At 60.1% G+C, this 24,437-nt stretch carries 20 protein-coding genes; 14 read left to right on the top strand and 6 right to left on the bottom strand.

The window, feature by feature from the left end:
- The first annotated feature begins 45 nt into the window (after positions 1 to 45).
- The 5 genes from BS627_RS12400 to purU all read left to right on the top strand — a co-directional run bounded on the left by BS627_RS12400 (position 46) and on the right by purU (position 5,382).
- Complete coding sequence (locus BS627_RS12400; RefSeq protein ID WP_077983537.1) at positions 46 to 951, top strand: class II glutamine amidotransferase; 906 nt, start codon at positions 46 to 48, stop codon at positions 949 to 951.
- Between the two features lie 37 nt (positions 952 to 988).
- Entirely contained in the window at positions 989 to 1,675 is a 687-nt protein-coding gene (locus tag BS627_RS12395) for a GltB/FmdC/FwdC-like GXGXG domain-containing protein (RefSeq protein WP_077983536.1), read from the top strand.
- 16 nt (positions 1,676 to 1,691) lie between these two features.
- Positions 1,692 to 3,020 (top strand): FMN-binding glutamate synthase family protein, encoded by a 1,329-nt coding sequence (locus BS627_RS12390; protein ID WP_077983535.1) that lies wholly within the window; start codon positions 1,692 to 1,694, stop codon positions 3,018 to 3,020.
- A gap of 82 nt (positions 3,021 to 3,102) precedes the next feature.
- Entirely contained in the window at positions 3,103 to 4,410 is a 1,308-nt protein-coding gene (glnT, locus tag BS627_RS12385) for a type III glutamate--ammonia ligase (protein ID WP_077983534.1), read from the top strand.
- Positions 4,411 to 4,497: 87 nt separating this feature from the next.
- Positions 4,498 to 5,382 carry a formyltetrahydrofolate deformylase gene (purU, locus tag BS627_RS12380; protein ID WP_077983533.1) on the top strand — a complete coding sequence of 295 codons (885 nt, stop codon included), beginning with the start codon at positions 4,498 to 4,500 and terminating at the stop codon, positions 5,380 to 5,382.
- Here the strand turns inward: purU and BS627_RS12375 are convergent.
- The 4 genes from BS627_RS12375 to BS627_RS12360 all read right to left on the bottom strand — a co-directional run bounded on the left by BS627_RS12375 (position 5,365) and on the right by BS627_RS12360 (position 9,715).
- Positions 5,365 to 6,909, bottom strand: a complete 1,545-nt coding sequence (locus BS627_RS12375; RefSeq protein WP_077983532.1) for an HAL/PAL/TAL family ammonia-lyase — start codon at positions 6,907 to 6,909, stop codon at positions 5,365 to 5,367. The genes purU and BS627_RS12375 overlap by 18 nt on opposite strands.
- Complete coding sequence (locus BS627_RS12370) at positions 6,902 to 7,732, bottom strand: quaternary amine ABC transporter ATP-binding protein (RefSeq protein ID WP_077983531.1); 831 nt, start codon at positions 7,730 to 7,732, stop codon at positions 6,902 to 6,904. The genes BS627_RS12375 and BS627_RS12370 overlap by 8 nt, the downstream gene beginning before the upstream one ends.
- Positions 7,725 to 8,582, bottom strand: coding sequence for an ABC transporter permease (locus BS627_RS12365; RefSeq protein ID WP_077983530.1), 858 nt, complete (start codon positions 8,580 to 8,582; stop codon positions 7,725 to 7,727). The genes BS627_RS12370 and BS627_RS12365 overlap by 8 nt, the downstream gene beginning before the upstream one ends.
- A 95-nt stretch (positions 8,583 to 8,677) precedes the next feature.
- Positions 8,678 to 9,715 (bottom strand): ABC transporter substrate-binding protein, encoded by a 1,038-nt coding sequence (locus BS627_RS12360; protein WP_077983529.1) that lies wholly within the window; start codon positions 9,713 to 9,715, stop codon positions 8,678 to 8,680.
- Positions 9,716 to 10,287: 572 nt separating this feature from the next.
- Between BS627_RS12360 and hutC the strand changes: the two genes are divergently transcribed.
- A complete protein-coding gene (gene hutC, locus BS627_RS12350; protein WP_077983528.1) occupies positions 10,288 to 11,028 on the top strand; it encodes a histidine utilization repressor in 741 nt (246 codons plus the stop codon).
- A 26-nt stretch (positions 11,029 to 11,054) separates the two neighbouring features.
- On the opposite strand, the gene BS627_RS12345 is transcribed toward hutC, so the two are convergent.
- A complete protein-coding gene (locus BS627_RS12345) occupies positions 11,055 to 11,669 on the bottom strand; it encodes a TetR/AcrR family transcriptional regulator (protein WP_077983527.1) in 615 nt (204 codons plus the stop codon).
- Positions 11,670 to 11,972: 303 nt separating this feature from the next.
- Between BS627_RS12345 and BS627_RS12340 the strand changes: the two genes are divergently transcribed.
- From BS627_RS12340 to BS627_RS12325, 4 genes are all read left to right on the top strand, one after another.
- On the top strand, positions 11,973 to 13,049 hold the full coding sequence (locus BS627_RS12340) for an efflux RND transporter periplasmic adaptor subunit (RefSeq protein WP_077983526.1): 1,077 nt from the start codon (positions 11,973 to 11,975) through the stop codon (positions 13,047 to 13,049).
- Complete coding sequence (locus BS627_RS12335; RefSeq protein ID WP_077983525.1) at positions 13,049 to 14,134, top strand: efflux RND transporter periplasmic adaptor subunit; 1,086 nt, start codon at positions 13,049 to 13,051, stop codon at positions 14,132 to 14,134. The genes BS627_RS12340 and BS627_RS12335 overlap by 1 nt, the downstream gene beginning before the upstream one ends.
- Complete coding sequence (locus BS627_RS12330; RefSeq protein ID WP_077983524.1) at positions 14,131 to 17,202, top strand: efflux RND transporter permease subunit; 3,072 nt, start codon at positions 14,131 to 14,133, stop codon at positions 17,200 to 17,202. Before BS627_RS12335 ends, BS627_RS12330 begins: the two co-directional genes overlap by 4 nt.
- 239 nt (positions 17,203 to 17,441) lie before the next feature.
- Complete coding sequence (locus tag BS627_RS12325; protein WP_077983523.1) at positions 17,442 to 18,158, top strand: FadR/GntR family transcriptional regulator; 717 nt, start codon at positions 17,442 to 17,444, stop codon at positions 18,156 to 18,158.
- On the opposite strand, the gene BS627_RS12320 is transcribed toward BS627_RS12325, so the two are convergent.
- The gene (locus tag BS627_RS12320) at positions 18,127 to 19,560 is read right to left on the bottom strand and encodes an aspartate ammonia-lyase (RefSeq protein WP_245307106.1); all 1,434 of its coding nucleotides are present in this window, start codon (positions 19,558 to 19,560) and stop codon (positions 18,127 to 18,129) included. The two genes, BS627_RS12325 and BS627_RS12320, sit on opposite strands and share 32 nt — an antisense overlap.
- A 269-nt stretch (positions 19,561 to 19,829) precedes the next feature.
- Between BS627_RS12320 and BS627_RS12315 the strand changes: the two genes are divergently transcribed.
- From BS627_RS12315 to kdpA, 4 genes are all read left to right on the top strand, one after another.
- Positions 19,830 to 21,281 (top strand): amino acid permease, encoded by a 1,452-nt coding sequence (locus BS627_RS12315; RefSeq protein WP_077983521.1) that lies wholly within the window; start codon positions 19,830 to 19,832, stop codon positions 21,279 to 21,281.
- Positions 21,278 to 22,231: an asparaginase gene (locus tag BS627_RS12310; RefSeq protein WP_077983520.1), complete on the top strand. Its 954-nt coding sequence runs from the start codon at positions 21,278 to 21,280 to the stop codon at positions 22,229 to 22,231. The genes BS627_RS12315 and BS627_RS12310 overlap by 4 nt, the downstream gene beginning before the upstream one ends.
- A 374-nt stretch (positions 22,232 to 22,605) precedes the next feature.
- Positions 22,606 to 22,695 carry a K(+)-transporting ATPase subunit F gene (gene kdpF / locus BS627_RS12305; protein ID WP_003506089.1) on the top strand — a complete coding sequence of 30 codons (90 nt, stop codon included), beginning with the start codon at positions 22,606 to 22,608 and terminating at the stop codon, positions 22,693 to 22,695.
- 34 nt (positions 22,696 to 22,729) lie between these two features.
- The gene (gene kdpA / locus BS627_RS12300) at positions 22,730 to 24,433 is read left to right on the top strand and encodes a potassium-transporting ATPase subunit KdpA (RefSeq protein WP_077983519.1); all 1,704 of its coding nucleotides are present in this window, start codon (positions 22,730 to 22,732) and stop codon (positions 24,431 to 24,433) included.
- Positions 24,434 to 24,437 lie beyond the last annotated feature (4 nt).

Here is a 24,437-nt window from a genome sequence, read left to right as displayed (position 1 = left end):
CCATATGTTAGCCCTTCATTCGGAAACGAATGGAGGCGCCTATCGATGTGCGGCATTGTTGGACTATTCCTGAAAGACAAAAGCCTTGAGCCGCAGCTGGGTCAGCTGCTCTCGGACATGCTCGTCACCATGACCGATCGCGGGCCGGATTCGGCCGGCATCGCGATCTATGGAAGTGCGGCCGATGGCCGTGCGAAAGTGACGATCCAGTCGGCCGAGCCGACCGCCGATTTCTCCGGCCTTGCCGAGGCGCTCACGGAAAACAGCGTTGACGCCGTGGTCACGGTAAAAAGCACCCATGCGGTTCTCGATATTCCCGCCGGGAAGCTGGATGGTATTCGTGCGGTTCTCGCCGCCATCCGGCCGAATGTGCGGGTGATGGGTTCCGGCGACAGTGTCGAAATCTATAAGGAAACCGGCCTGCCGAAAGATGTCGTCGCCCGTTTCGACGTGCGTTCCATGGCCGGCAGCCATGGCATCGGCCATACCCGCATGGCAACGGAATCGGCAGTGACGACGCTTGGCGCGCACCCCTTTTCCACCGGTGCCGACCAGTGCCTGGTGCATAATGGTTCGCTTTCCAACCACAATAATCTGCGCCGTGAACTGGTGCGCGAAGGCATGACGTTCGAAACCCAGAACGACTCGGAAGTCGCCGCCGCCTATCTCACGGCGGAAATGGCCAAGGGCAAGGATCTGGGCGAAGCACTGACAAGCGCGCTCGATGATCTCGATGGTTTCTTCACTTTCGTCGTCGGCACCAAATCCGGTTTTGGCGTGGTGCGTGATCCCATCGCTTGCAAGCCTGCTGTCATGGCCGAGACCGACCAATATGTCGCTTTCGGTTCGGAATATCGCGCTCTGGTCAACCTGCCCGGCATTGAAAATGCCCGGGTGTGGGAGCCGGAGCCGGCGACCGTCTATTTCTGGGACCATGAAAAGGCTGCCTGAGACCCGTCATCGGCGCCTGTTTTGAAAGTCATAATCCATGCCAGTTTTCGATCTCTCCCAAACACCCTTGCGTGAATTGAATAGCGCGCTCCACGGTCTTTCCTCCGGTGTCAACGATACCGAATTCGAAGTCGTCAATCCGCGCGGCCACCATGCCGTCGCCGTTGGCATCGACAGCCCCGTCACCGTCGATGTGCGCGGTTCGGTCGGTTATTATTGCGCCGGCATGAATGATGGCGGCACAGTCACCGTTCATGGCTCGGCCGGACCGGGCGTTGCCGAAAACATGATGTCGGGCACCGTCGTCATTGAGGGCGATGCTTCGCAATATGCTGGCGCCACCGGCCGCGGCGGGCTTCTGGTCATAAAGGGCAATGCCGCCTCCCGCTGCGGCATTTCCATGAAGGGCATCGATATCGTCGTGAAAGGCAATATCGGCCATATGTCCGCCTTCATGGGCCAGTCCGGCCATCTCGTCGTCTGCGGCGATGCGGGCGATGCGCTGGGCGATTCCCTTTATGAGGCGAAGCTTTTCGTGCGCGGCTCGGTGAAGAGCCTGGGTGCCGATTGTATCGAGAAGGACATGCGGCCGGAACATCTCGAAAAGCTTGCAGAACTCCTCGAAAAGGCCGGCGTCACGGATGTCAGCCCAAGCGAGTTCAAACGCTACGGTTCGGCCCGCACGCTCTATAATTTCAACATCGACAACGCCGACGCGTATTGAGGCGAGGGATATTCCGATGAGCTATCACAACCCCTTCACCCCGCCGCGCAAGTCCGCGACTTTCGACGATCATACACTGGCGGAAATCCGCCGCGCGGCGGCGACCGGCATCTATGACATTCGTGGTGCGGGCACCAAGCGCAAGGTGCCGCATTTCGACGACCTGTTGTTTCTCGGCGCCTCCATCTCGCGTTATCCGCTCGAAGGTTATCGTGAGAAATGCGATACGACCGTGACCCTCGGCACGCGCTTCGCCAAGAAGCCTATCACGCTGAAAACGCCGATCACCATTGCCGGCATGAGTTTTGGCGCGCTTTCGGGCAACGCCAAGGAAGCGCTCGGCCGCGGCGCGACAATCGCTGGCACCTCCACCACGACGGGCGATGGCGGCATGACGGATGAGGAGCGCGGCCACAGCCAGACTTTGGTCTATCAATATCTGCCCTCCCGTTACGGCATGAATCCGAAGGATCTGCGTCGCGCGGACGCCATCGAGGTCGTTGTCGGCCAGGGTGCGAAACCGGGTGGTGGTGGCATGTTGCTCGGCCAGAAGATTTCCGATCGCGTCGCCAATATGCGCAACCTGCCGAAGGGCATCGATCAGCGCTCCGCCTGCCGTCATCCTGATTGGACCGGCCCCGACGATCTGGAAATCAAAATCCTCGAACTGCGTGAAATTACCGACTGGGAAAAGCCGATCTATATCAAGGTCGGTGGTGCGCGGCCCTATTACGACACGGCGCTGGCGGTGAAGGCCGGTGCCGACGTGGTGGTGCTGGATGGCATGCAGGGCGGCACGGCCGCCACGCAGGATGTCTTCATCGAAAATGTCGGCATGCCCACGCTGGCCTGCATTCGCCCCGCCGTTCAGGCGCTTCAGGATCTCGGCATGCATCGGAAGGTACAGCTCATCGTCTCTGGCGGTATCCGATCCGGTGCCGATGTTGCCAAGGCGTTGGCGCTTGGTGCGGATGCTGTCGCCATCGGCACGGCGGCGCTGGTAGCGCTGGGTGATAACGATCCGAAATGGGAAGACGAATATCAAAAACTCGGTACGACAGCAGGCGCTTATGATGACTGGCACGAAGGCAAAGACCCCGCAGGAATCACCACGCAGGATCCCGAACTTGCCGCACGCCTCGATCCCGTCGCCGCCGGCCGCCGTCTTGCCAATTATCTGAAGGTCATGACGCTCGAGGCGCAGACCATCGCGCGCGCCTGCGGCAAGAACCATCTCCATAATCTGGAGCCGGAAGATCTGGTGGCGCTGACGATGGAGGCCGCCGCCATGGCGCAGGTTCCGCTGGCGGGAACCAGCTGGTTCCCGGGCAAAGGCAGCTTTTAAGCCATAAAGACGGACGGGCGCATTTGGGAGGATGTGCCCGTCTTTTTTGATGAGTGTCTGATATTCAAAAAAGGGGAATGACGTGACACTGGACCTCTCCAAATTTGCTGCCGAAAAGGGCGTCAAATATTTCATGATCAGTTATACCGATCTCTTCGGGGGCCAGCGCGCCAAGCTGGTTCCTGCAGAAGCGATCGCTGATATGCAGAAGGATGGCGCGGGTTTTGCAGGCTTCGCCACCTGGTTCGATTTGACGCCCGCCCATCCCGATCTATTCGCCGTGCCCGACGCCTCTTCGGTCATCCAGCTTCCATGGAAAAAGGATGTCGCCTGGGTCGCCGCCGATTGCATGATGGAAGACCAGCCGGTGGAGCAGGCGCCGCGCGTGGTGCTGAAAAAGCTCATCGCTGAGGCGGCAAGCGAAGGGCTCAGGGTCAAGACCGGCGTGGAGCCGGAATTTTTCCTGATTTCGCCGGATGGTGCGAAAATCTCCGACGAATACGACACAGCGGAAAAGCCCTGCTACGACCAGCAGGCGGTGATGCGCCGTTACGATGTGATCGCCGAGATTTGCGACTATATGCTGGAGCTGGGCTGGAAGCCCTACCAGAACGACCATGAGGACGCGAACGGCCAGTTCGAGATGAACTGGGAATATGACGACGCGCTGCAGACCGCCGACAAACATTCCTTCTTTAAATTCATGGTCAAATCCGTCGCCGAAAAACACGGGCTGCGCGCCACCTTCATGCCGAAGCCTTTCAAGGGCCTGACCGGCAATGGCTGCCATGCCCATATTTCGGTCTGGGACCTCGACGGCAAGGTCAACGCCTTCGCCGACTGGGAAATGCCGTTCGGTTTGTCGGCCAAGGGCAAGACGTTTCTCGGCGGCATCATGAAACACGCGTCGGCGCTTGCGGCCGTCACCAATCCGACGGTCAATTCCTATAAGCGCATCAACGCGCCGCGTACCGTTTCCGGCGCGACCTGGGCGCCGAATACGGTGACCTGGACCGGCAATAACCGCACCCATATGGTGCGCGTGCCGGGGCCGGGACGGTTCGAACTGCGCCTGCCGGATGGAGCCGTGAACCCTTATCTGTTGCAGGCCATCATCATCGCGGCTGGCCTTTCCGGTGTCCGCTCCAAGGCCGATCCCGGTCCGCACTACGATATCGACATGTATCGCGAGGGCCATACGGTCACGGATGCACCGAAGCTACCGCTCAACCTTCTCGATGCGCTGCGCGAATATGAGAAAGATGCGGAATTGCAGCAGGCGCTCGGCATGGAATTCTCGAATGCCTATCTGAAACTCAAGCAGGGGGAGTGGAACAGCTATTGCGCGCAGTTCACCGCATGGGAGCATCAGACGACCCTCGATGTCTAAGCCCGATTTTCCCCGCCGCGCTTGCGGCTTTCCCCGCGCGTCCAGCCGCGCGGGCGTTTTCCATATTGATGACAGAAAGATCGCCAGATGACGAACTTCGTCCTGACCGTGACATGCAAGTCTACCCGCGGCATCGTCGCCGCCCTTTCAGGCTTTCTCGCTGAGAAGGGGTGCAACATCGTCGACAGTTCGCAGTTCGACGATCTCGGCACAGGCCGTTTTTTCATACGCGTGGGTTTCATTTCCGAGGAGGGTGAGACACGCGACGCGTTGATGGACGGGCTGGCGCCCATCTCGGAAAAATTCGGCATGGAGGTGGCGCTGCACGATCAGGCAGAGCGGATGAAGGTTCTTTTGATGGTGTCGCGCTTCGGCCATTGCCTCAATGACCTGCTCTATCGCTGGCGCATCGGGGCGCTGCCGATCGATATTGTCGGCGTCGTCTCCAATCATTTCGATTACCAGAAGGTTGTCGTCAATCACGACATTCCGTTCCACCACATTCCGGTGACGAAACAGAACAAGCCGCAGGCCGAAGCCCGGATCATGGAGATCGTGGAAAGCTCGGGTACGGAACTCATCGTGCTGGCACGTTACATGCAGGTGCTTTCCGACAGGATGTGCGAGGCGATGTCGGGCAGGATCATCAATATCCACCACTCCTTCCTGCCCTCTTTTAAGGGCGCCAACCCTTACAAGCAGGCCTATCAGCGCGGTGTGAAGCTGATTGGCGCGACGGCGCATTATGTGACCGCCGATCTGGATGAGGGACCGATCATCGAACAGGATATCGTGCGCATCACCCATGCCCAGTCGGCGGAGGATTACGTGTCGCTCGGCCGCGACGTGGAGGCGCAGGTGCTGGCGCGCGCCATACACGCCCATATTCATCGGCGTTTATTCCTGAACGGCAGCCGAACCGTGGTGTTCCCCCCCGGTCCCGGCTCTTACGCTTCAGAAAGAATGGGATGAGCATTCTGCGTGAGGCGGGTTGATGTTGTCGACACCTATCCCCGTAAGCGTGGTTTGCAACATTTCCCGAATGGCGGCTACCAGATTGTTGAGCGGCTGGTCATCGCGGTAAAATGGTGCCGCCGTCCGGACGCGCTGATAAAGCCTATCGGTGCCGGGCGCACGGCCGCCTTCGTCAGGCTGCATGTCGTAAGCCTGCGCGGCGCTCATGATCTCGATTGCGAGAATGGTTTCCAGGTTGCCGATAATCGAAAGCGTCTTGTCGGCGGCGGCGGTGGCGTGAGTCAATATATCCTCCTGCAAGGCGGAGGTGATGCCGCCATCGAGGCTGGCGGGGGCGGCGAGGCGGCGGTTTTCCGCGGCAAGCGCTGCGGCGGTGTACTGGATGATCATGAAACCGGAACAGACACCATCACCTTCCGCCAGAAAGGCGGGCAGCCCGCTGACAAGCGGGTTGACGAGCCGGTCGATACGCCGCTCGGAAATCGCCGCGAGTTCGGCTGCGGCCGTTGCCAGCCCATCCATGGCAAGCCCGAGCGACGCACCGACGGCGTGGGCCTGGGAGTGGACCTCGGGCGACTGCGGCGTGCCGCCGACGACCGGGTTGTCCGTGACACTCGCGAGTTCGCGGTCTACGACGTCCGCGATCTGCGCGACGCTGTCGCGAACGGCGCCGTGCACCTGCGGCACGGCGCGCAGGCTAAGCGGATCCTGCGTGCGGGATCCGGCTGACCGGGCAAGCAGCGGGCTTGCCGCCAGAAGCTGGCGCAGGTTTGCGCCGACAGTCTGGATGCCGGGCGAGCTGCGCAGTGCCAGCGGCCCTGCGGCGAAGGGATCGGCCTGCGCGCCAAGGTTTTCATAGCTCATTGCTGCTGCCGCATCGGCCCATTCAAGGAGCGAAGCCGTGCGCGCAAGCGCGAGGCTGGCGAGGCCGGTGGCGCAGGGTGTGCCGTTGACGAGGCTGAGCCCTTCCTTCGCCTGCAGAACCATGGGTTCGAGGCTAAGCTTTGCGAGCCCCTGCCGGCCGCTGATGAGTTCGCCCCCATGGCGGGCCCGGCCTTCGCCGATCAGCACCAGCCCTATGGCCGCGGCATGGGTGAGGTAACCCACCGAGCCCTTTGACGGAATAACGGGAAGAATATCGCCATTCAGCAGGGCGAGCAGCGCTTCGACCGTTTTGACCTGCACGCCGGAATAACCATGCGCGAAGTTGTTGATCTGGGCGGCCATGATGGCCCGTGTTTCTTCGCGCCCGAGCGGTTCGCCGACGCCGCAGGAGTGGCTGAGCAGGATGTTGCGGGAAAGAGCCTGCTGCTGTGGGATGTCTACAATCACATCGCAGAGCGCGCCGACACCTGTGTTGATGCCGTAACCGCGCACCCGTTTTTCGACGAGCGCATCGACGACGGCGCGGGCTTCGGCAATGCGCCGCCACGCTTTGTCCGACAGGGAAAGCGTGGCGCCTTTTGCAACAGCGGCGATCTCTTGCCAGGTGAGGGGACGATCGATGGTGATCGTGTCAGCCATGCTGGCCTTCCCCCGCACCCGCGCGGCGTTCCACGAAACGGGCGACATAATCATTTGCGGGGCTGTTGAGAATCTGATCCGGCGTTCCAACCTGCACCAGTTTGCCGTCCTTCAGGATCGCGATCTGTGCGCCGATGCGGAGCGCCTCGTCGAGATCGTGGGTGATGAAAACGATGGTCTTGTGCAGGTTCTTTTCGAGCTGCAGCAACTGGTCCTGCATGTCGGCGCGGATCAAGGGGTCGAGCGCCGAAAAGGCCTCGTCCATCAGTATGACGTCGGTATCGGCCGCGAGTGCCCGGGCCAGACCGACGCGCTGCTTCATGCCGCCGGAAAGCTGGTGCGGAAACTTGTCCTCATAGCCGGAAAGGCCGACGGTCTCGATCCACTTCATGCCGATGGGCCGTGCGTGGGCCTTGGTCAGCCCGCGCACGCGCTGGCCATAAACGACGTTCTGCAAGACGGTGCGGTGCGGCATCAGACCGAAATTCTGGAACACCATGCTGACGCGTCGGTTGCGGAAGTCGCGCAGGTCTTTGGGCTTCAGTGCTAGAACATTGTCGCCGCCGACGAGAATCTCGCCGCTTGTCGGTTCGATCAGCCGGTTGATGTGGCGCACCAGCGTCGACTTGCCGGAACCAGAGAGGCCCATGATCACGAAAATGCGGCCGGCTTCGATGTCGAGGCTGACATTGTCGAGGCCGACGCTGCATCCCGTTTTTGCCAGGATTTCGCTTTTTTCCGCGCCCTGCTGGGCCATGGTCAGCGCAGCTTTCCAGTTGCCGCCGAATATCTTGGACACGTTGCGGATATGGATATCAGTCATTGCCCATTTCCTTCCGGCTGGATCGACCGAAACCCTGGGTGATGCGATCGAGCACGATTGCGAGAATAACGATGCCGAGACCTGCTTCGAGGCCCTTGCCGACATCGAGCGTCTGGATGCCGTTCAGAACCTGCTCGCCAAGGCCGCGCGCGCCGATCATCGAGGCGACGACGACCATGGAGAGCGCCATCATGATCGTCTGGTTGAGGCCGGCCATGATCGTGGGCGTGGCGAGCGGCAATTCGACGCCGAAGAGGATTTGTCTCGGGCTGCCGCCAAATGCGGTCGCCGCCTCCACCACTTCCCGGTCCACCTGCCGGATGCCGAGATCGGTCAGGCGGATCAGCGGCGGCACGGCATAAACGATGGTGGCCAGTACGGCCGGGACCTTGCCGAGGCCGAAAAGCATGATGGCGGGAATGAGATAGACGAAGCTCGGCATGGTCTGCATGACATCGAGTATCGGCAGGGTGATGCGCCGAGCCCATTCGCTTTTGGCAAGCAGGATACCCATGGGTACCCCGATGACGATGGAAATGAGGCTGGCAATCAGCATCAGCGCCAGCGTCTGCATCGTCAGGTCCCAGAGACCGAGCGCGCCGACGATGAACAGCATCACCGCCACCATGATGACGAGCGAAATCTTCTTCGACGCGAACCAGGCGAGCACCAGGAAGACCAGAAAAATGGCCCACCACGGCAGACCGCGCAGCACCCATTCCACAAAGAGGATCGCCTGCAGGATCGTCTGCGAGATCGCCTTGAAAACGGAGCCGTAATTCACCACCAGCGAGCGCACGATCTCATTGATCGGGCCGCGGATGGAAATATGGAAAACTTCAGGAAACATTGGTGTCGTCCTCGCGCCTGCCGACCCCATGTGCGGTAGCCGGCCCCTGTCCTGACGGGAAAAGGCGCGCCGGAAGCCCGGCGCGCGTGCGATGTTTACTTGACGGCGGCTTCGATACGCGCCTTGGCGTCGGCAGAAACCCAGCTGCCCCAGACATCGCTCTTGGTCTGAAGGAAGGTTTTGGCGGCGGCTGTCGCATCGACCTGCTTGTCGGTCATGTAGGCGAGGCTGGCGTTGATCTCCGTCAACGGGAAGGTCGCCTTTTCAAGGATCGCAATGATCTCCGGTGCTTCCTTCGCAAAGGTGCTGTTCACGCCATAGGCCACCTCGACGGAGGGGAAGGCGCAACCGGCGTCGCGCTTTCCATCGGCGCTCGTCAGTTCCTTCCAGCAAGCGTCGCTATAGGCCGGCTCCTGCAGCTGGATGAGCTTGTATTTGCCCATGATTGCCGTCGGGCTCCAGTAATAGAACAGCATCGGTTCGCCCTGGAGATAGGCGGCGGCAATTGCGGCGTCGAGAGCGGTGCCGGTGCCGGGCCGGAAGTTCACATAGTTTGCTTCCAGCTTGTAGGCCTGCAGCTTTGCGGTGTTGACGCCTTCGCAGGTCCAGCCCGAGGGGCAATTGAGGAAGCGGCCCTTGGCGGGCTCTTCCGGATCCTTGAACAGTTCAACGATCTTCGGGTCGGAAAGCTGGTCGACGTTCTTCAGGTCCGGAGCTTTGGCTTCGATGCCTTTCGCCGGGTCGCCCTTGACCAGATACTCCGGCACGAACCAGCCTTCGGCGGCGCCGACGAAGGTCTTGCCGACCGATGTTACCTGTCCGGCTTCCGCAGCCTTGTTCCAGACGTCGGAGCGGCCGATCCATTCTTCAGCAAAGATCTGCACGTCGTTATTGGCGGTTGCCTGTTCCAGCGTCACGGAGTTACCGGGAATGGAATCGACCTTGCAATCATAGCCCTTGGAGAGGATTTCCTTCATGACTTCGGTGATGAAAGCGCCGCTTTCCCAGTCGATGCCGGCGAAGGTGATGGTCTTTCCAGCGGCGCAATAGCCTTCTGCTCTCGCTGACCCGGCATAGGCTCCCATGATAAGCGCGGTGGTGGCCAGCGCGATTTTCAACTTTGAATTCAGCATTGCATTCCCCTTTTGGTTTGATGATTGGCAAGTTGCTGGCATGCGTTTTGTGATTTCAGCCGGGCGTGCCCTGGGCAGATGTCTACCCCTGAGCGCGGCGGTCATTGGTGCATTTCATGTCCCTGCGAAATCGGCGGTCGGGCGCTCGTCGAATCAACGTGGAATTGGATGTTCGCCTTGAAGCGGTATGCTGGAAGTTCACTATACAACTTTGAAAAATTCGCATGGGACGCGCGTATCGGCGACGTTGGGTCGAACGCGCCTGCGCTGGTTGGTTCTGAAAAGGGTGAGCTTTCAGCACATATTGCCTAGGCGCGCCATCAAATACAGCTTCGCCTTCGGCATGGCAGCCGCTGCCCTTGCGCTGGGCGGGCATTTGAGTATCGCCACGGCCATCGGCGCGAGACCTGCTGTTGCCAGAGATCGAGTCTTCGCTCGCCATTATTTTCCCCTCAAGTTGTATATGTAACTTCACACATTTGCGAAAGACAAGCAAGGCGGGATGTGATAATTTTGTGCTTGTGCGGATTCTGGCTGCGTTTTGTGCAGTCGCCCGATTTTTAGGAGTTTCAATGCTGTCCGTCATCGAAAACGAGTTTCCTGTCTCGGGCGATCGCTCCTCCCTGCCGCTGTATGAGCGAGTGAAAGAACAGATCAAGGAAAAGATCGCCGGCGGAGAGTGGTTGACGAACCACAGGATACCCTCCGAAAACGAAATCGTGGACATGCTGGGTGTCAGTCGGATGACGGCGAACCGAGCGCTGCGGGAGTTGGCAACCGAGGGGGTGATCGTTCGTGTGCAGGGGCGCGGGTCTTTTGTCGCCCCGAAAAAGCGAAGCGCTGGCATGATGGGCGTGCGCAACATTGCCGACGAGATCAAGGAGCGCGGTTCGACGCATCGACCGAGCCTGATCCTTGCCCAGACGGAAGTTTGCGGTCCCGATCTCGCAACGGCGCTGGAGATCGCCGTGGGAGCGAAGGTTTTTCACTCCATCATTGTCCACCACGAAGACGATGTGCCGATCCAGCTTGAAGATCGCTTCGTCAATGCGGAGATCGCTCCAGATTATCTGATGCAGGATTTCAATACGCTCACCCCGAATGCCTATTTGACAGCGGCGGCGCCAATTTCGCGAACAGAGCAATTCATCGAGGCCGCGTCGCCCCAGCCCTGGGAGTGCAAATTGATGGCCATAAGCCGAAACGAGCCTTGCCTTCTCGTGCGCCGCAGAACCTGGTCATCGAGCCGCGCCGTCACATCCGTACGGCTGCTCTACCCCGGTTCCCGATATCGGCTTGAAAGTCAGGAATAGAGGTCCGCGGCCGCGTGCCTTGATGCCTATGCCAGCAGTCCGCGCATAATCAGTTCGAGATGAATCTTGAGAACAGCCTGCCTGTCCAGAATGCGCCGGTCGTTGAAAATCAGCCGAAACACCAACGTTCCAACCATGGGCGACATCACGACCTTGGCGAGTTCGGGGGGATTAGCCCTGAACCTTTTTTTCGCCACGCCCTCCTCCAGGATCGTATCGATGCGCGCAAAGACCGGCGCCATCATCGTGTCATAGTGCTGGTCGATGAGATCCGGGAATTTTGCGCCTTCCGCGACGATTAGACGAAACAGTTCCCGCATTTTTCTGTTGTCGACGAGTGAGTCGAACAGGAATTCGAGCAGCAGGCGAAGCTGCTCGACGGGATCGTCTGACTTATGCGTATAGGCGCTGAACGTCTCCCGGAACGGCATGGAGGCACGTTTTACCATGGCCTCGAAAAGCGCCTCCTTGGTTTCGAAATAGACGTAGACCGTGCCTTTCGTCACTCCCACCCGTTCCGCGATGTCCTCCACCCGGGTCGCGGTAAATCCCCTTTTGGTGAATTCCTCGAATGCTGCATCGAGAATTTGCAGCGGACGTTGTATCTTCTGTTCAGCACGTGTCAGCTTTGCTTTCGGCATGGCCCCGGATCCTTCTGTTTTCGACGCGCGCCCTTCCGTCCGTCGCGATTGGCGGAAGTGAGAGACGGGTTTGCCTATAGCACCGGCGCAAAAACCGGAACGATTTTTGTGAAGGCGCGCACATGCTTCGCTATGCCGGACCATTGCCAATGCGCCCGCAGGTATGTGCCGGACGACGAGGGAATGATCATTCGGGAACCCGTGCGGATGCTCCGCACAGCTCCCCGATCAGCAGCATAAGAATTTCATTGACTATTCAGTCAGTCAAATATTATAGGATGAGGCGAAAATCAAGAGGTCACCATGAGAACCATTCTTATCGCGGCGGCGCTTGGCGGCATTTTCGCCCTGTCGTCCTGCAGCAATGACGAGCCGCCCGCCGAAAAGCCGCTTCGCACCGTCGATGTGGTCGCGGTTGAGAAAAAGCCCGTCGATCGCGGTAGCGTCATCACGGGCGAAGTAAAGGCGCGAGTCCAAACGGATCTATCCTTCCGGGTCAGCGGCAAGATCACCGAGCGGCTGGTGGATGTGGGCGCACGGGTCAAGACCGGGCAATTGCTTGCCCGCATGGATCCCGAAGAGCAAAAGGCCGATCTCGATGTCGCCTTGGCCAACCTGCAATCTGCGGAGGCGCAGCAGACGCAGGCGCAATTGACGTTCGATCGTCAACAAAGCCTTTTCAAGACGCAGGTGACCTCGCGTTCGGCGGTCGACAAGGCCCAGGAAACCCTGCTCACGACGCAGGGTGCGGTAAGATCGGCGCAGGCGCAGCTCGATACGGCGCGGGATGCGTTGTCCTACACCGAACTCAGGGCCGATGCGGACGGCGTTATCACGGCCCGCAATGTCGAGGTCGGCCAGGTCGCGCAGGCCGCCCAGCTTGTCTTCACGCTGGCGCATGACGGGCCGCGCGATGCGGTCTTCGACGTCTACGAATCCCTCTTCCTCGAACGCGATATCGACAATCTCGTCAATGTCAGCCTCCTGTCGAATCCTGCCCAAACGATAGCGGCGCCCGTGCGTGAGATTTCGCCGACGATCGATCCGGACAATGGAACGATCAGGGTCAAGGTCGGTCTCAACGGCGATATGACCATGCCGCTCGGCGCGCCCGTATCCGGCCATTTCCGCTTCAGGCAGATCGATGCGATCGAGCTTCCGTGGTCGGCAATGGCCTCGCAGGATGGCGCCCCCGCTGTCTGGCTGGTCGATCCGCGATCGTCGGAAGTCGCCATGCGACCGGTTCAGGTCGCCGATTACGAGACCGGTCAATTCGTCGTCACGGATGGGCTCAATCCGGGTGATCTCGTCGTCACCGTCGGTACCAAATTTCTTCGCACCGGTGAAAAGGTCGCCTATGAAAAGGGGCAGGCACAATAATGTTCAGGATAAACAGAAGTTTGTTTTTGTTGCTCCCCGTAATCGCGCTCTCGTCCTGCCAGGAAAAGCAGGAGGCGGCGGCTGAAGCGCCACGCCCGGTGCTCTCCGTTGTCGTGGAAGAAAGGCCGGCCGATGCATTGCGGCTGACGGGCACGGTGGAATCGCGTGTTCAGACAGATCTTGGTTTTCGCGTTCTCGGACGCATCATCGCCCGCAACGTCGATGTGGCCGATCTGGTCAAGAAAGGCGACGTGGTGGCCTCAATCGATCCGCTTGCGCTGGAACTGTCAGTGAAAAGCGCGCAGTCCGATCTTTCCAATGCCGAAGCGCAGCTCGCCAATGCGGTGACGACGGAACAGCGCCAGCGTGTGCTGGCCGAAGCCCGCAGCGGCACGGAAGCGGCACTGGAAGAGGCGGAACAGGCCACGCGCACGGCCAACGCATCCGTCGCCAAGGCCCGCGCCAATCTTGACAAGGCCGAGGAGCAGCTGGGTTATGCGCAGCTGCGTGCGGAATTCGACGGTGTGGTGACCGCCACGTCGGGCGAAATCGGCCAGGTCGTTTCCGCCGGCCAGACGGTGGTGACCATCGCCCGCCCGGAAGTGCGCGACGTGGTGGTGGATGTTCCGCAATTTGCGGCGCAGCGGCTGGAAATCGGCTCGACCTTTGAGATCGCCCTGCAACTCGATCCGAAAATCCACACGACCGGTGTGGTGCGCGAGATTGCTCCGGAAGCGGAAACGGCAACGCGCACACGCCGCACAAAGATCAGCCTGCAGGATGCGCCGCAGGCATTCCGGCTCGGATCCGTCGTCACGGCTCTGGCGCTTACCGCCTCCGAACCGCAGATCACGCTTCCCGCTTCTGCGCTGTTGAAAACCGATACCGGCTGGGGCGTCTGGATCGTTAATGCCGATACGGCGACGGTGACCTACCGCCCGGTCACGATAGAAGGCGAGCCGGCCGAGGGCGGCAGCGTGCGCATTACCGGCGGTGTCAAGCCCGGCGAGCGTGTTGCCAGCGCCGGGGTGCACAAGCTTAAGGATGGACAAGCCATCAGGATCGATCAGGAGGTCCGTCAGTGAAGAAATTCAATCTTTCCGACTGGGCGCTCGAACACCGTTCGCTCGTCTGGTACTTCATGCTGGTCTTCGTTCTCGCCGGCGTTTTCTCCTATCTCAATCTTGGTCGCGAGGAAGATCCGAATTTCACCATCAAGACCATGGTGATCAGTGCGCAATGGCCGGGCGCTTCCGCCGAGGAAGTGACCCGTCAAGTGACAGACAGGATCGAGAAGAAGCTCGAGGAACTCGACAATCTCGATCATCTGCGTAGCCAGACGGTGGCCGGCCGCACCACGATCTTTGTGGAACTGGTGCCGGAAACCAAGGCACGCAACGTCGAACCCACCTGGGTGCGGGTGCGCAACATGATCGGCGATATCAAGGGAGAATTTCCGTCCGGTGTCGTCGGCCCCTTCTTCAACGACCGCTTCGGCGACGTCTATGGTAATATCTATGCCTTCACCAGCGACGGTCTCAGCCAGCGGCAATTACGCGATCTTGTCGAGGATGCCCGCGCCAAGGTGCTGACCGTCGAAAATATCGGTAAGGTCGACGTCATCGGCGCGCAGGATGAGGCAATCTATCTGGAGTTTTCCACACGCCAGATCGCGGCTCTCGGCATCGACCAGCAGTCGATCATCAAGACGCTGCAATCCCAGAACGCCGTCACGCAATCCGGCTTCGTTAATGCCGGGCCGGAGCGCGTGGCCCTGCGGGTCAGCGGCCAGTTCACCTCGGAAGACAGCCTGCGGTCCATCAATCTGCGCGTTAACAACCGCTTCTTCCCGCTGACGGAAGTGGCGACGATCCGGCGCGGTTATGTCGATCCGCCATCCTCGCTGTTCCGTTTCAACGGCCAGCCGGCCATCGGCCTTGCGATCGGCATGAAAACCGGCGCGAATCTCCTGCATTTCGGCGAGGCGCTGGATGCGCAGATGAAGCGCGTCGTCGCGGATCTGCCTGTCGGCGTCGATGTACACCGGGTGTCCGACCAGCCGGCCGTCGTTGATGAAGCTGTTTCCGGCTTTACCTCTGCGCTTTTCGAGGCCATCGCCATCGTTCTCGTCATCAGCTTCATCAGCCTTGGTCTCAGGGCTGGCATGGTGGTTGCCGTCTCGATCCCGCTCGTGCTGGCGATTACCTTCGTCTACATGGAATATACGGGCATTTCGCTGCAACGTATCTCGCTGGGTGCGCTCATCATCGCGCTTGGGCTTCTGGTCGATGATGCGATGATCGCGGTGGAGATGATGGTGGCGCGGCTCGAGGTGGGAGACGATCTCAGGAAAGCAGCGACCTATGTCTACACCTCCACCGCCTTTCCGATGCTGACCGGCACGCTGGTCACCGTCGCCGGCTTCATACCCGTTGGCCTGAACAACAGTGCGGCCGGCGAATTCACGTTCACGCTTTTTGTGGTGATCGCCGTTTCCCTGATCGTGTCATGGATCGTCGCAGTTTTGTTCACGCCATTGCTCGGGGTGACGATCCTGCCGAAGACGATGAAGTCTCATCATGAAAAGAAGGGGCGATTTGCCTCGGCCTTTTCCTGGCTTCTTGGTCGGGCGCTGCGCTGGCGCTGGGTGACGATTGTCGCCACGGTGGCGTTGTTTGCCCTGTCCATCGGCGGCATGAGCCTGGTGCAGCAGCAGTTCTTCCCGTCATCCGACCGCGTGGAGCTTATCGTCGACTGGAACCTGCCGCAGAACAGCTCGATTGCCGAAACCAACCGGCAGATGGCCAAGTTCGAGCAGGATATGTTGGCCAAAAATCCGGATGTCGATCACTGGACGACCTATGTCGGTGAGGGCGCGCCGCGTTTCATCCTGTCCTTCGACGTGCAGACGCCGGACGTGACCTTTGGCCAGACGGTCATCGTCACCAAGGGGCTGGATGTGCGTGACAAGGTGCGTGCCGAATTACAGGCTTATCTGGACCGTACATTCATCGGCACCGACGCCTTCGTGAAATTGCTCGATATCGGCCCGCCGGTCGGCAAACCGGTGCAATATCGCCTGAGCGGCCCCGACATCCAGAAAGTCCGCGAGCTCGGGCAGCAATTGTCGGGCATTGTCGGCGAACACCGGCTGCTGTCCAATCTGGTCATGGACTGGAACGAGCCGACACGCGTGGTCAAGGTCGATGTTCTCCAGGATAAGGCCCGCCAGCTCGGGGTTTCCTCGGAAGATATCGCCAATGCCATGAACAGCATTGTCGAGGGTTCCACCGTTACCCAGGTTCGGGATGACATCTATCTCGTTAATGTGGTGGCGCGGGCGCAGCTGGCGGAGCGTGGGTCCATCGAGACCCTGCAGAACCTGCAATTGCCGGCGACGAACGGCAAGGCCGTACCGCTCTCGGCCATTGCCAATTTCCGCTATGAGCTGGAACAGCCGACCATCTGGCGTCGCGACCGAATCCCGACGGTCACCGTCAAGGCCGCCATTATTGGCCCGACCCAGCCTGCGACGATTGTGGAACAGCTGAAGCCGAAACTCGAGGCTTTCGAGAAGATGCTGCCCGTGGGTTATAAGCTGGAGACGGGAGGCTCTGTTGAATCCAGCGCGGATTCGCAAGCGCCGATCGTTGCGGTGGTACCTCTTATGCTGTTTGCAATGGCAACGATCCTCATGGTTCAGCTGCAAAGTTTCAGCCGGTTATTCCTGGTCTTCGCCGTGGCGCCAACGGCCCTCATCGGCGTGGTGGTGGCGCTGCTTTTCTCCAATGCGCCGATGGGGTTCGTCGCCATTCTCGGCGTGCTGGCGTTGATCGGTATTCTCATCCGCAACTCGGTCATCCTCGTGGTGCAGATCGAGCATCTGAGGAGCGAGGGTGTGTCGGCCTGGCACGCCGTCATCGAGGCGACCGAGCACCGCATGCGGCCGATCATGCTGACGGCGGCGGCAGCCACACTTGCCCTCATTCCCATCTCCCGGGAGATTTTCTGGGGGCCGATGGCCTATGCGATGATGGGTGGTATCGTCGTGGGCACGGCGCTGACGCTGCTTTTCCTGCCGGCGCTTTATGTTGCGTGGTTCCGCATTCCGCGTGAGGATGACAAGCCGGAAGGACACGACGTCACGGCCTGATATCGGAAACGGAGTGAGGGCGTCATGCCCTCACTCCCATAAAAATATCCGCCATCGTTGTTCCCATGGGCAGGATGATGTTAGGAAGGTCGGCTTAGCCGCGAGAGCGGCGGCCGTCCTTTCGTTTCTGGACGGTCGCGTGATCTCGCCTATCGAATCTGCTGTGTCGCGCCTTGCAAAATCCTTCAGGATTTCGTGCCGATATTGCCGATCATATTAGGGTGCCGGAGGGTTTGAATATGGGCGGGTTGTCGGATTGGCTAACAGAGGCACAGCCGATCAATCGCAAGAATGCCGCGGAAGCGGTGTTCGATGATATCCGTTCCGCCATCACTTCGGGTCAGCTTGCGGTCGGTACCCGATTGCCTGCCGAGTCCAATCTGGCACTGCGATATGGCGTCAGCCGTCCGATCATCCGCGAGGCGCTGCGCTCGCTTCAGACCCTGGGCCTGACGCAGACCCGCACCGGCAGCGGCACCTATGTGATGACGCCGACACCGCCTTCGGAATTGAGTTACGGTGCCTATTCCGCCCGCGATCTGATCGAGGCCCGGCCCTTCATCGAAGTGCCGGCCGCCGGCTGGGCGGCGGTGAGGCGCACGGATGCGCAACTGGCCGCCCTTCTGGACCTCTGCGACCGGATGGACGCCGAAGAGAGGCCGCATCCCTGGGTGTTGCTCGACGGGCAATTTCACTGCGCCATCGCGGAAGCTTCGGCCAACGGACTATTCGCCAAGGTGGTGGCCGATGCCCGCGAAGCGCTTTCCCAGCAGTCCGAGATGGTCAATCTGATGGCGGGCCGCCGTGTCGCCTCGAATTTCGAGCACCGCCGGATCGTCGAAGCGATCCGGCGGAATTCAGCACCCGAGGCGCGTGAGGCGATGGAGCTTCACCTCGGCCAGGTGAAGCAGGTGGTGACGACGATCATCGGCGAAGATCGGCTTCGCCAGCCGTAACGGTAACCGCGGGCAGGTTGGCAAGATGCCGCGGGCTCAGCGCCTGCTGCAATTGCGCTTCCGTTAGGTAACCCCGTTCCAGAACCACCTGCGGCACGGTACGGCCGCTGGCAAGCGCCTCCTTCGCCACGTCAGTCGCGGCGTAATAACCGATCAGCGGATTGAGTGCGGTGGCGAGACCGATCGATTCTTCCACACGCTGCGCCATGATGCCGGGGTTTGCGACGATGCCCTCGACGCAGCGTTCCGCCAAAGTGCGGCAGGCGGCGCTGAGCTGGCTGATGCTCTGTGACAATGCCCGCACGATGATCGGCTCGAAAGCGTTCAGCTGCAACTGCCCGGCTTCGGCGGCCATGGTGATGGTGATGTCATTGCCGATCACCGCATAGGCCACCTGGTTGACCACTTCGGGAATGACCGGATTGATCTTGCCCGGCATGATGCTGGAACCCGCCTGAACGGAGGGCAGGGTGATCTCACCGATGCCGGCGCGCGGACCGGAGGAGAGCAGGCGAAGGTCGTTGCAGGTCTTCGACAGCTTGACGGCAACGCGTTTCAGCACGCCGGAAAGGTGCACGAAGGCACCGGGGTCCTGTGTGGCTTCGATCAGGTCGGCAGCCGTCACGAGCGGCCTTCCCGTCAGTTCCGCCAGATGCTGGCAGGCGAGCGCTGCATAACCGCGCGGTGCATTCAGCCCGGTGCCGATGGCGGTGGCGCCGAGATTGATTTCGTGCAGGAGTGCTGCGGATTCGATGAGACGCGCCTGATCTTCTCCCAGCATCACCACGAAGGTACGGAATTCCTGGCCGAGCGTCATCGGCACGGCGTCCTGCAATTGGGTGCGGCCGATCTTGATGAAGCCGGCAAATTCCTGCGCCTTGCGGTCGAAAGCGTCCTTCAGAACGCCCATGGAAGCCGCCAGATCATCGATCGCCTCGATCAGGCCGACATTGATCGCGGTCGGATAAGCGTCGTTGGTCGATTGGCTGAGATTGACATGGTCATTCGGGTGAAGCCGGGCATAATCGCCTTTCTCGTGACCAAGCAGCTCAAGCGCGCGGTTGGCGATGACCTCATTGGCGTTCATGTTGGTGGAGGTACCGGCGCCGCCCTGGATTTCATCCACCACGAATTGCTCATGCAGCGAGCCGGCGCGGATTTCGCGGCAGGCTTCCGCGATCGCTTCCATGCGTTCGGCATCGATGAGGCCGAGCTCGTGATTTGCGCGTGCGGCCGCCTCCTTCACATAGGCCAGTCCCCGGACGAGATAAGGGTTGTGGCCTATGGTCACCCCGGTGATCTTGAAGTTTTCCACAGCGCGCGCCGTGTGCACGCCCCAATAGACATCCGCCGGAATTTCCTTCGTCCCGAGCAAATCATGCTCCTTGCGCGTCACGCTCACTCTTTCCTCCACTGGCTTTTAAGTGTTGTAATATCTGTAAAGCTGTCTTACAGATTTTTCGACTTTAAACTTGGTGGAGGAGAAGGTCAATCATGTCGAATACCCTTGACGAGCGGCATTATCTGCCATTATGACGGCAAAAATCTGTCATGCAGCTTTACAGCATGTTTGCATTCGCTGGCATATTTCCAGCATTGGGGACGACGCCAGTTCCACTTTGATTTCCGGCTTATTGCCGACTACAAGCGTTTTATCGGGAGGATAAATCCATGCATTCTGGAAAAACGGCACCCGCCGAACGTGAGGTCTTCGTCGAAGAGGATCTCGGTTATCATAAAGCCCTGAAGCCGCGCCAAATCCAGATGATCGCCATCGGCGGCGCCATCGGCACGGGTCTGTTTCTGGGTGCCGGTGGGCGTCTCGCGCAGGCTGGTCCGGCGCTGGTTTTCGTTTATGCGCTTTGCGGCTTCTTCGCGTTTCTGGTGCTGCGCGCGCTCGGTGAGCTGATCATGCATCGCCCGAGCTCCGGCTCCTTTGTGTCCTATGCGCGCGAGTTCTACGGCGAGAAGATGGCCTTTGCAGCCGGCTGGATGTATTGGCTCAACTGGGCCATGACCTCGGTGGCCGATGTCACCGCTGTTGCGCTTTATATGAATTTCTTCAAGCAATACGTGCCGTGGCTTGCGGGTATCGACCAGTGGGTCTTCGCGATGACGGCGCTGGTGGTCGTGCTGGCGATGAACATGCTGTCGGTGAAGGTGTTCGGCGAACTGGAGTTCTGGTTCAGCCTGATCAAGGTGCTGGCTCTCGCGATCTTCCTCGTCGTCGGCATTTATTTCGTCATTTTCGGTACGCCCATCGAGGGCCACGTCACCGGCTTCAGCCTCATCACTGACAATGGCGGCTTTTTCCCCAACGGTATTCTTCCAGCCTTCGTCATCATTCAGGGTGTGGTTTTTGCCTATGCGTCGATCGAGTTGATTGGTACGGCAGCAGGCGAAACCGAAGACCCGCGCAAGGTCATGCCGCGCGCCATCCGCGCGGTGGTTCTGCGCCTCGTCGTCTTTTACGTCGGCTCCGTGCTGCTGTTCACGCTGCTTCTGCCCTATACCGCCTACAAGGCCGGCGAGAGCCCCTTCGTCACCTTCTTCGGCTCCATCGGTGTAGAGGGCGCTGACGTGATCATGAACCTCGTCGTGCTGACAGCCGTGCTCTCCTCGCTCAATGCCGGCCTGTATTCCACAGGCCGCATTCTCCACTCCATGGCGGTTTCCGGCTCGGCCCCGGCAGCGTTGGCGAAGATGAACAAGAATGGCGTGCCCTATGGGGGCATCGCGGTTACCGCCGTCGTTACCGTATTCGGCGTCGCGCTCAATGCCGTTGTCCCCTCCGCCGCGTTCGAAATCGCACTTAACCTGTCAGCGCTTGGCATCATCTGCGCCTGGGCCGTTATCGTGCTCTGCCAGCTGAAGCTCTGGCAGCTGTCGCAGCGCGGTGAGATCGTGCGTCCGGATTTCTGCATGTTCGGCGCGCCCTATACCGGCATCCTCACACTCATCTTCCTTTTCGGTGTCCTTGTGCTGATGGCGTTTGACTATCCTGTCGGCTCCTGGACCATCGCCTCGCTGATTGTCATCATTCCAGCGCTCGTCATCGGCTGGTATCTGTTGCGTGATCGCATCTACCGCCTCGCGGACGAGCGTGCGGGAGCGATACAGTGAGCGGGCAGGGCGCAACGCCTCTGGTGGCGGTCATCGCCACCGGCGGCACCATCGCTAGCCGGCGTGGCGCCGATGGCGCAAGCCAGCCCAGCCTTTCGGGTGAGGACCTGCTGGCGCTGGTTCCGCAGATCAACGCCCGGCTGAAGCCGGTCGATTTGATGGCGAAGGATTCCTCAAGCCTGACATTGGCGGACATGCAGCGCATCAGTGATGCGGTGGGAATGGAGCTTGATGATCCCGCCGTTGCCGGCATCGTGGTTCTGCATGGCACCGACGCCATGGAGGAATCCTCGCTGCTCGTACATTTGCAGCGGGCCATCACAAAGCCGGTGGTCTTCACCGGCGCGCAGTTTACCGCAGACCATAAGGACGCGGACGGACCGGCCAATCTGGCCAAGGCCATAGAAACAGCGCTCGATCACGCGAATGCCGCAAAAGGTGTGCTCCTTTCCTTCGGCGGCCGCTGTCTGCCGGCCTGGGGGCTTTACAAGCTGAGCGCGGACGAGGCGGATGCCTTCCGCTCGGCCCGGCCAATGGTGGCTGCCGCAACGCTGCGGCTTTCCGCCCCGGTAACCGATCAGCGCGTCGATATCGTCGCCATTCATCCCGGCTGTGACGCCACCCATATCGATGCAAGCCTGCAGGTGGGCGCGAAAGGCATCGTTCTTGCCGCACTTGGTTCCGGCAATGCCAATCCGCGTATCGCCGAAGCCGTGAAGCGCTGCGCAGAACGCGGCGTTCCCGTCATCGTTTCCAGCCGCGTGCCGGAAGGGCGGCTCGTGGCAAGTTACGGCGGCGGTGGCGGCGGGCATGACCTTGTCGCAGCGGGCGCCGTGCATTCATCCACCCTTCGTCCCGGACAGGCCCGCATTTTGCTGGCCGCGCTGCTTGCCAGTAAAAGCCCGGCGGAAACCATCGTTTCCGCTTTCGGTGACAGCCGGCTTGCTTAGAGCACTTCCAGGAAAAGTGGACCCCGGTTTCCCGTCCGGAGATGCGTCAAGACTCTAAGTAGCGGTAGCGATGCCCGCAACCGGCGGGCATAAAATTCCTATAGGATTCCTATTTTATTCCATCTGTGGCCGTCTCGAACCTTTATGCGGTTCGGGTGCATTCTTCTGTTCGGGAAGGGATGGTGTTCCCTTTCCAGCCAGAAAGATTGAAAAGCGACGTCCCACATGACGGCGCTTTTCTTCCTGTACGGCTCCTCGATTAAAAAGGAGTCCCATCGATGATGGATGTTGTTCTGATTGGTGCAGCCACGGTGTTTTTCGCCCTCTGCTTTGCCTATACGCGCGCCTGCGACCGGCTTTAGACGGAGGCTGCGATGACATTCGACTATATCTTGAGCGGTGCTGTCACGGTCTTTATCGCCGCCTATCTCACCTATGCTCTCATTCGCCCCGAACGCTTCTGATCGGGAAGCGGCGGCTATTGAAAGTTAAAGTACCATGACCCTCAATGGATGGTTTCAGATTCTGCTGTTTTGCGGGATCATTTTTGCGCTGGTGAAGCCGCTCGGCTTCTATATGGCGCGTGTCTTTAATGGCGACCGCACCCTGCTGTCGCCGGTTCTCGCACCCGTAGAGCGTGGCCTCTATGCCCTTGCAGGAACAAGCGAGCGCGAGGAACAGCACTGGACGACTTATGCTTTCTCCATGCTTCTCTTCAACCTCTTCGGCTTTGCCCTGCTTTACGCCTTGATGCGCTTTCAGGCCGTGCTGCCCTACAATCCGCAGGCGATGCCGGCCGTCGGGCCTGAATTGTCCTTCAATACGGCGGTCAGCTTCGTCACCAACACCAACTGGCAGAACTATGGCGGGGAAAGCACCCTGTCCTATCTGACCCAGATGGCCGGTCTCACCGTGCAGAACTTCGTCTCTGCCGCAACAGGCATGGCCATAGCCATCGGCCTCATCCGCGCTTTTTCGCGTGCTTCCGGCAAGGCGATCGGCAATTTCTGGGTGGATATGGTCCGCGCGACCCTCTACGTGCTTTTACCCTTCTGCATCGTGCTGACCCTCGTTTACGTCTGGCTCGGCGTGCCACAGACGCTCGGCGCCTATGTTAATGCGCAGACGCTGGAAGGCGCAAAGCAGACCATTGCCGTCGGGCCCGTGGCGTCGCAATTGGCGATCAAGATGTTGGGCACCAATGGCGGCGGCTTCTTCAGTGCCAATTCCGCGCACCCGTTCGAAAACCCCAACGCCATTTCCAACATGATCCAGATGGTGTCGATCTTCGCCATCGGGGCAGCCTTCACCAATGTTTTCGGCCGCATGGTCGGCAACCAGCGTCAGGGCTGGGCGATCCTCGCCGCCATGGGCGTGCTGTTCATCGCCGGCGTCGCCGTCACCTATTGGGCGGAAGCGGCTGGAAATCCGCTGATGCATGGCTTCGGTCTTGCCGGCGGCAATATGGAGGGCAAGGAGGCCCGTTTCGGCGTGGCGCTCTCGTCGCTCTTCGCGGTCATCACCACCGCGGCCTCGTGCGGTGCGGTCAATGCCATGCATGGCAGCTTCACGGCGCTGGGTGGTCTAATCCCGCTTATCAATATGCAACTGGGCGAAGTGATCGTCGGCGGTGTCGGCGCGGGTTTTTACGGCATTCTGCTCTTCATCGTCATCGCCATCTTCGTGGCAGGGCTGATGGTTGGGCGGACGCCGGAATATCTCGGCAAGAAGATCGAGGCCAAGGAAATGAAGATGGCGGTTCTGGCCATTCTCTGCCTGCCGCTCGCCATGCTTTTCTTCACGGCAATGGCCACTGTTCTGCCTTCGGCCGTAGCGTCGATAGGAACGGCGGGGCCGCACGGCTTCTCCGAAATCCTCTATGCCTATACCTCGGCGGCCGCCAATAACGGATCCGCCTTCGGCGGGCTTACCGGCAATACGACCTGGTACAACATCACGCTTGGTTTCGGCATGTTGATGGGCCGTTTTCTGGTTATCATTCCAGCACTCGCCATTGCCGGTTCCTTGGTCGCCAAGAAGACCGTTCCGGCCTCGGCTGGCACCTTCCCGACGGATGGCCCGCTTTTCGTTGGTCTGCTGGTCGGCACGATCCTGATTGTCGGCGGCCTTACCTTCCTGCCTGCGCTAGCGCTCGGCCCCGTTGCCGAACATCTGGCGATGGCGGTAGGCCAGGTCTTCTGAGGTG

This window comes from Agrobacterium salinitolerans (genome assembly GCF_002008225.1).
In the GTDB taxonomy this organism is placed as follows: Bacteria; Pseudomonadota; Alphaproteobacteria; order Rhizobiales; family Rhizobiaceae; genus Agrobacterium; species Agrobacterium salinitolerans.
This window is presented reverse-complemented; position numbering and strand designations above follow the sequence as displayed.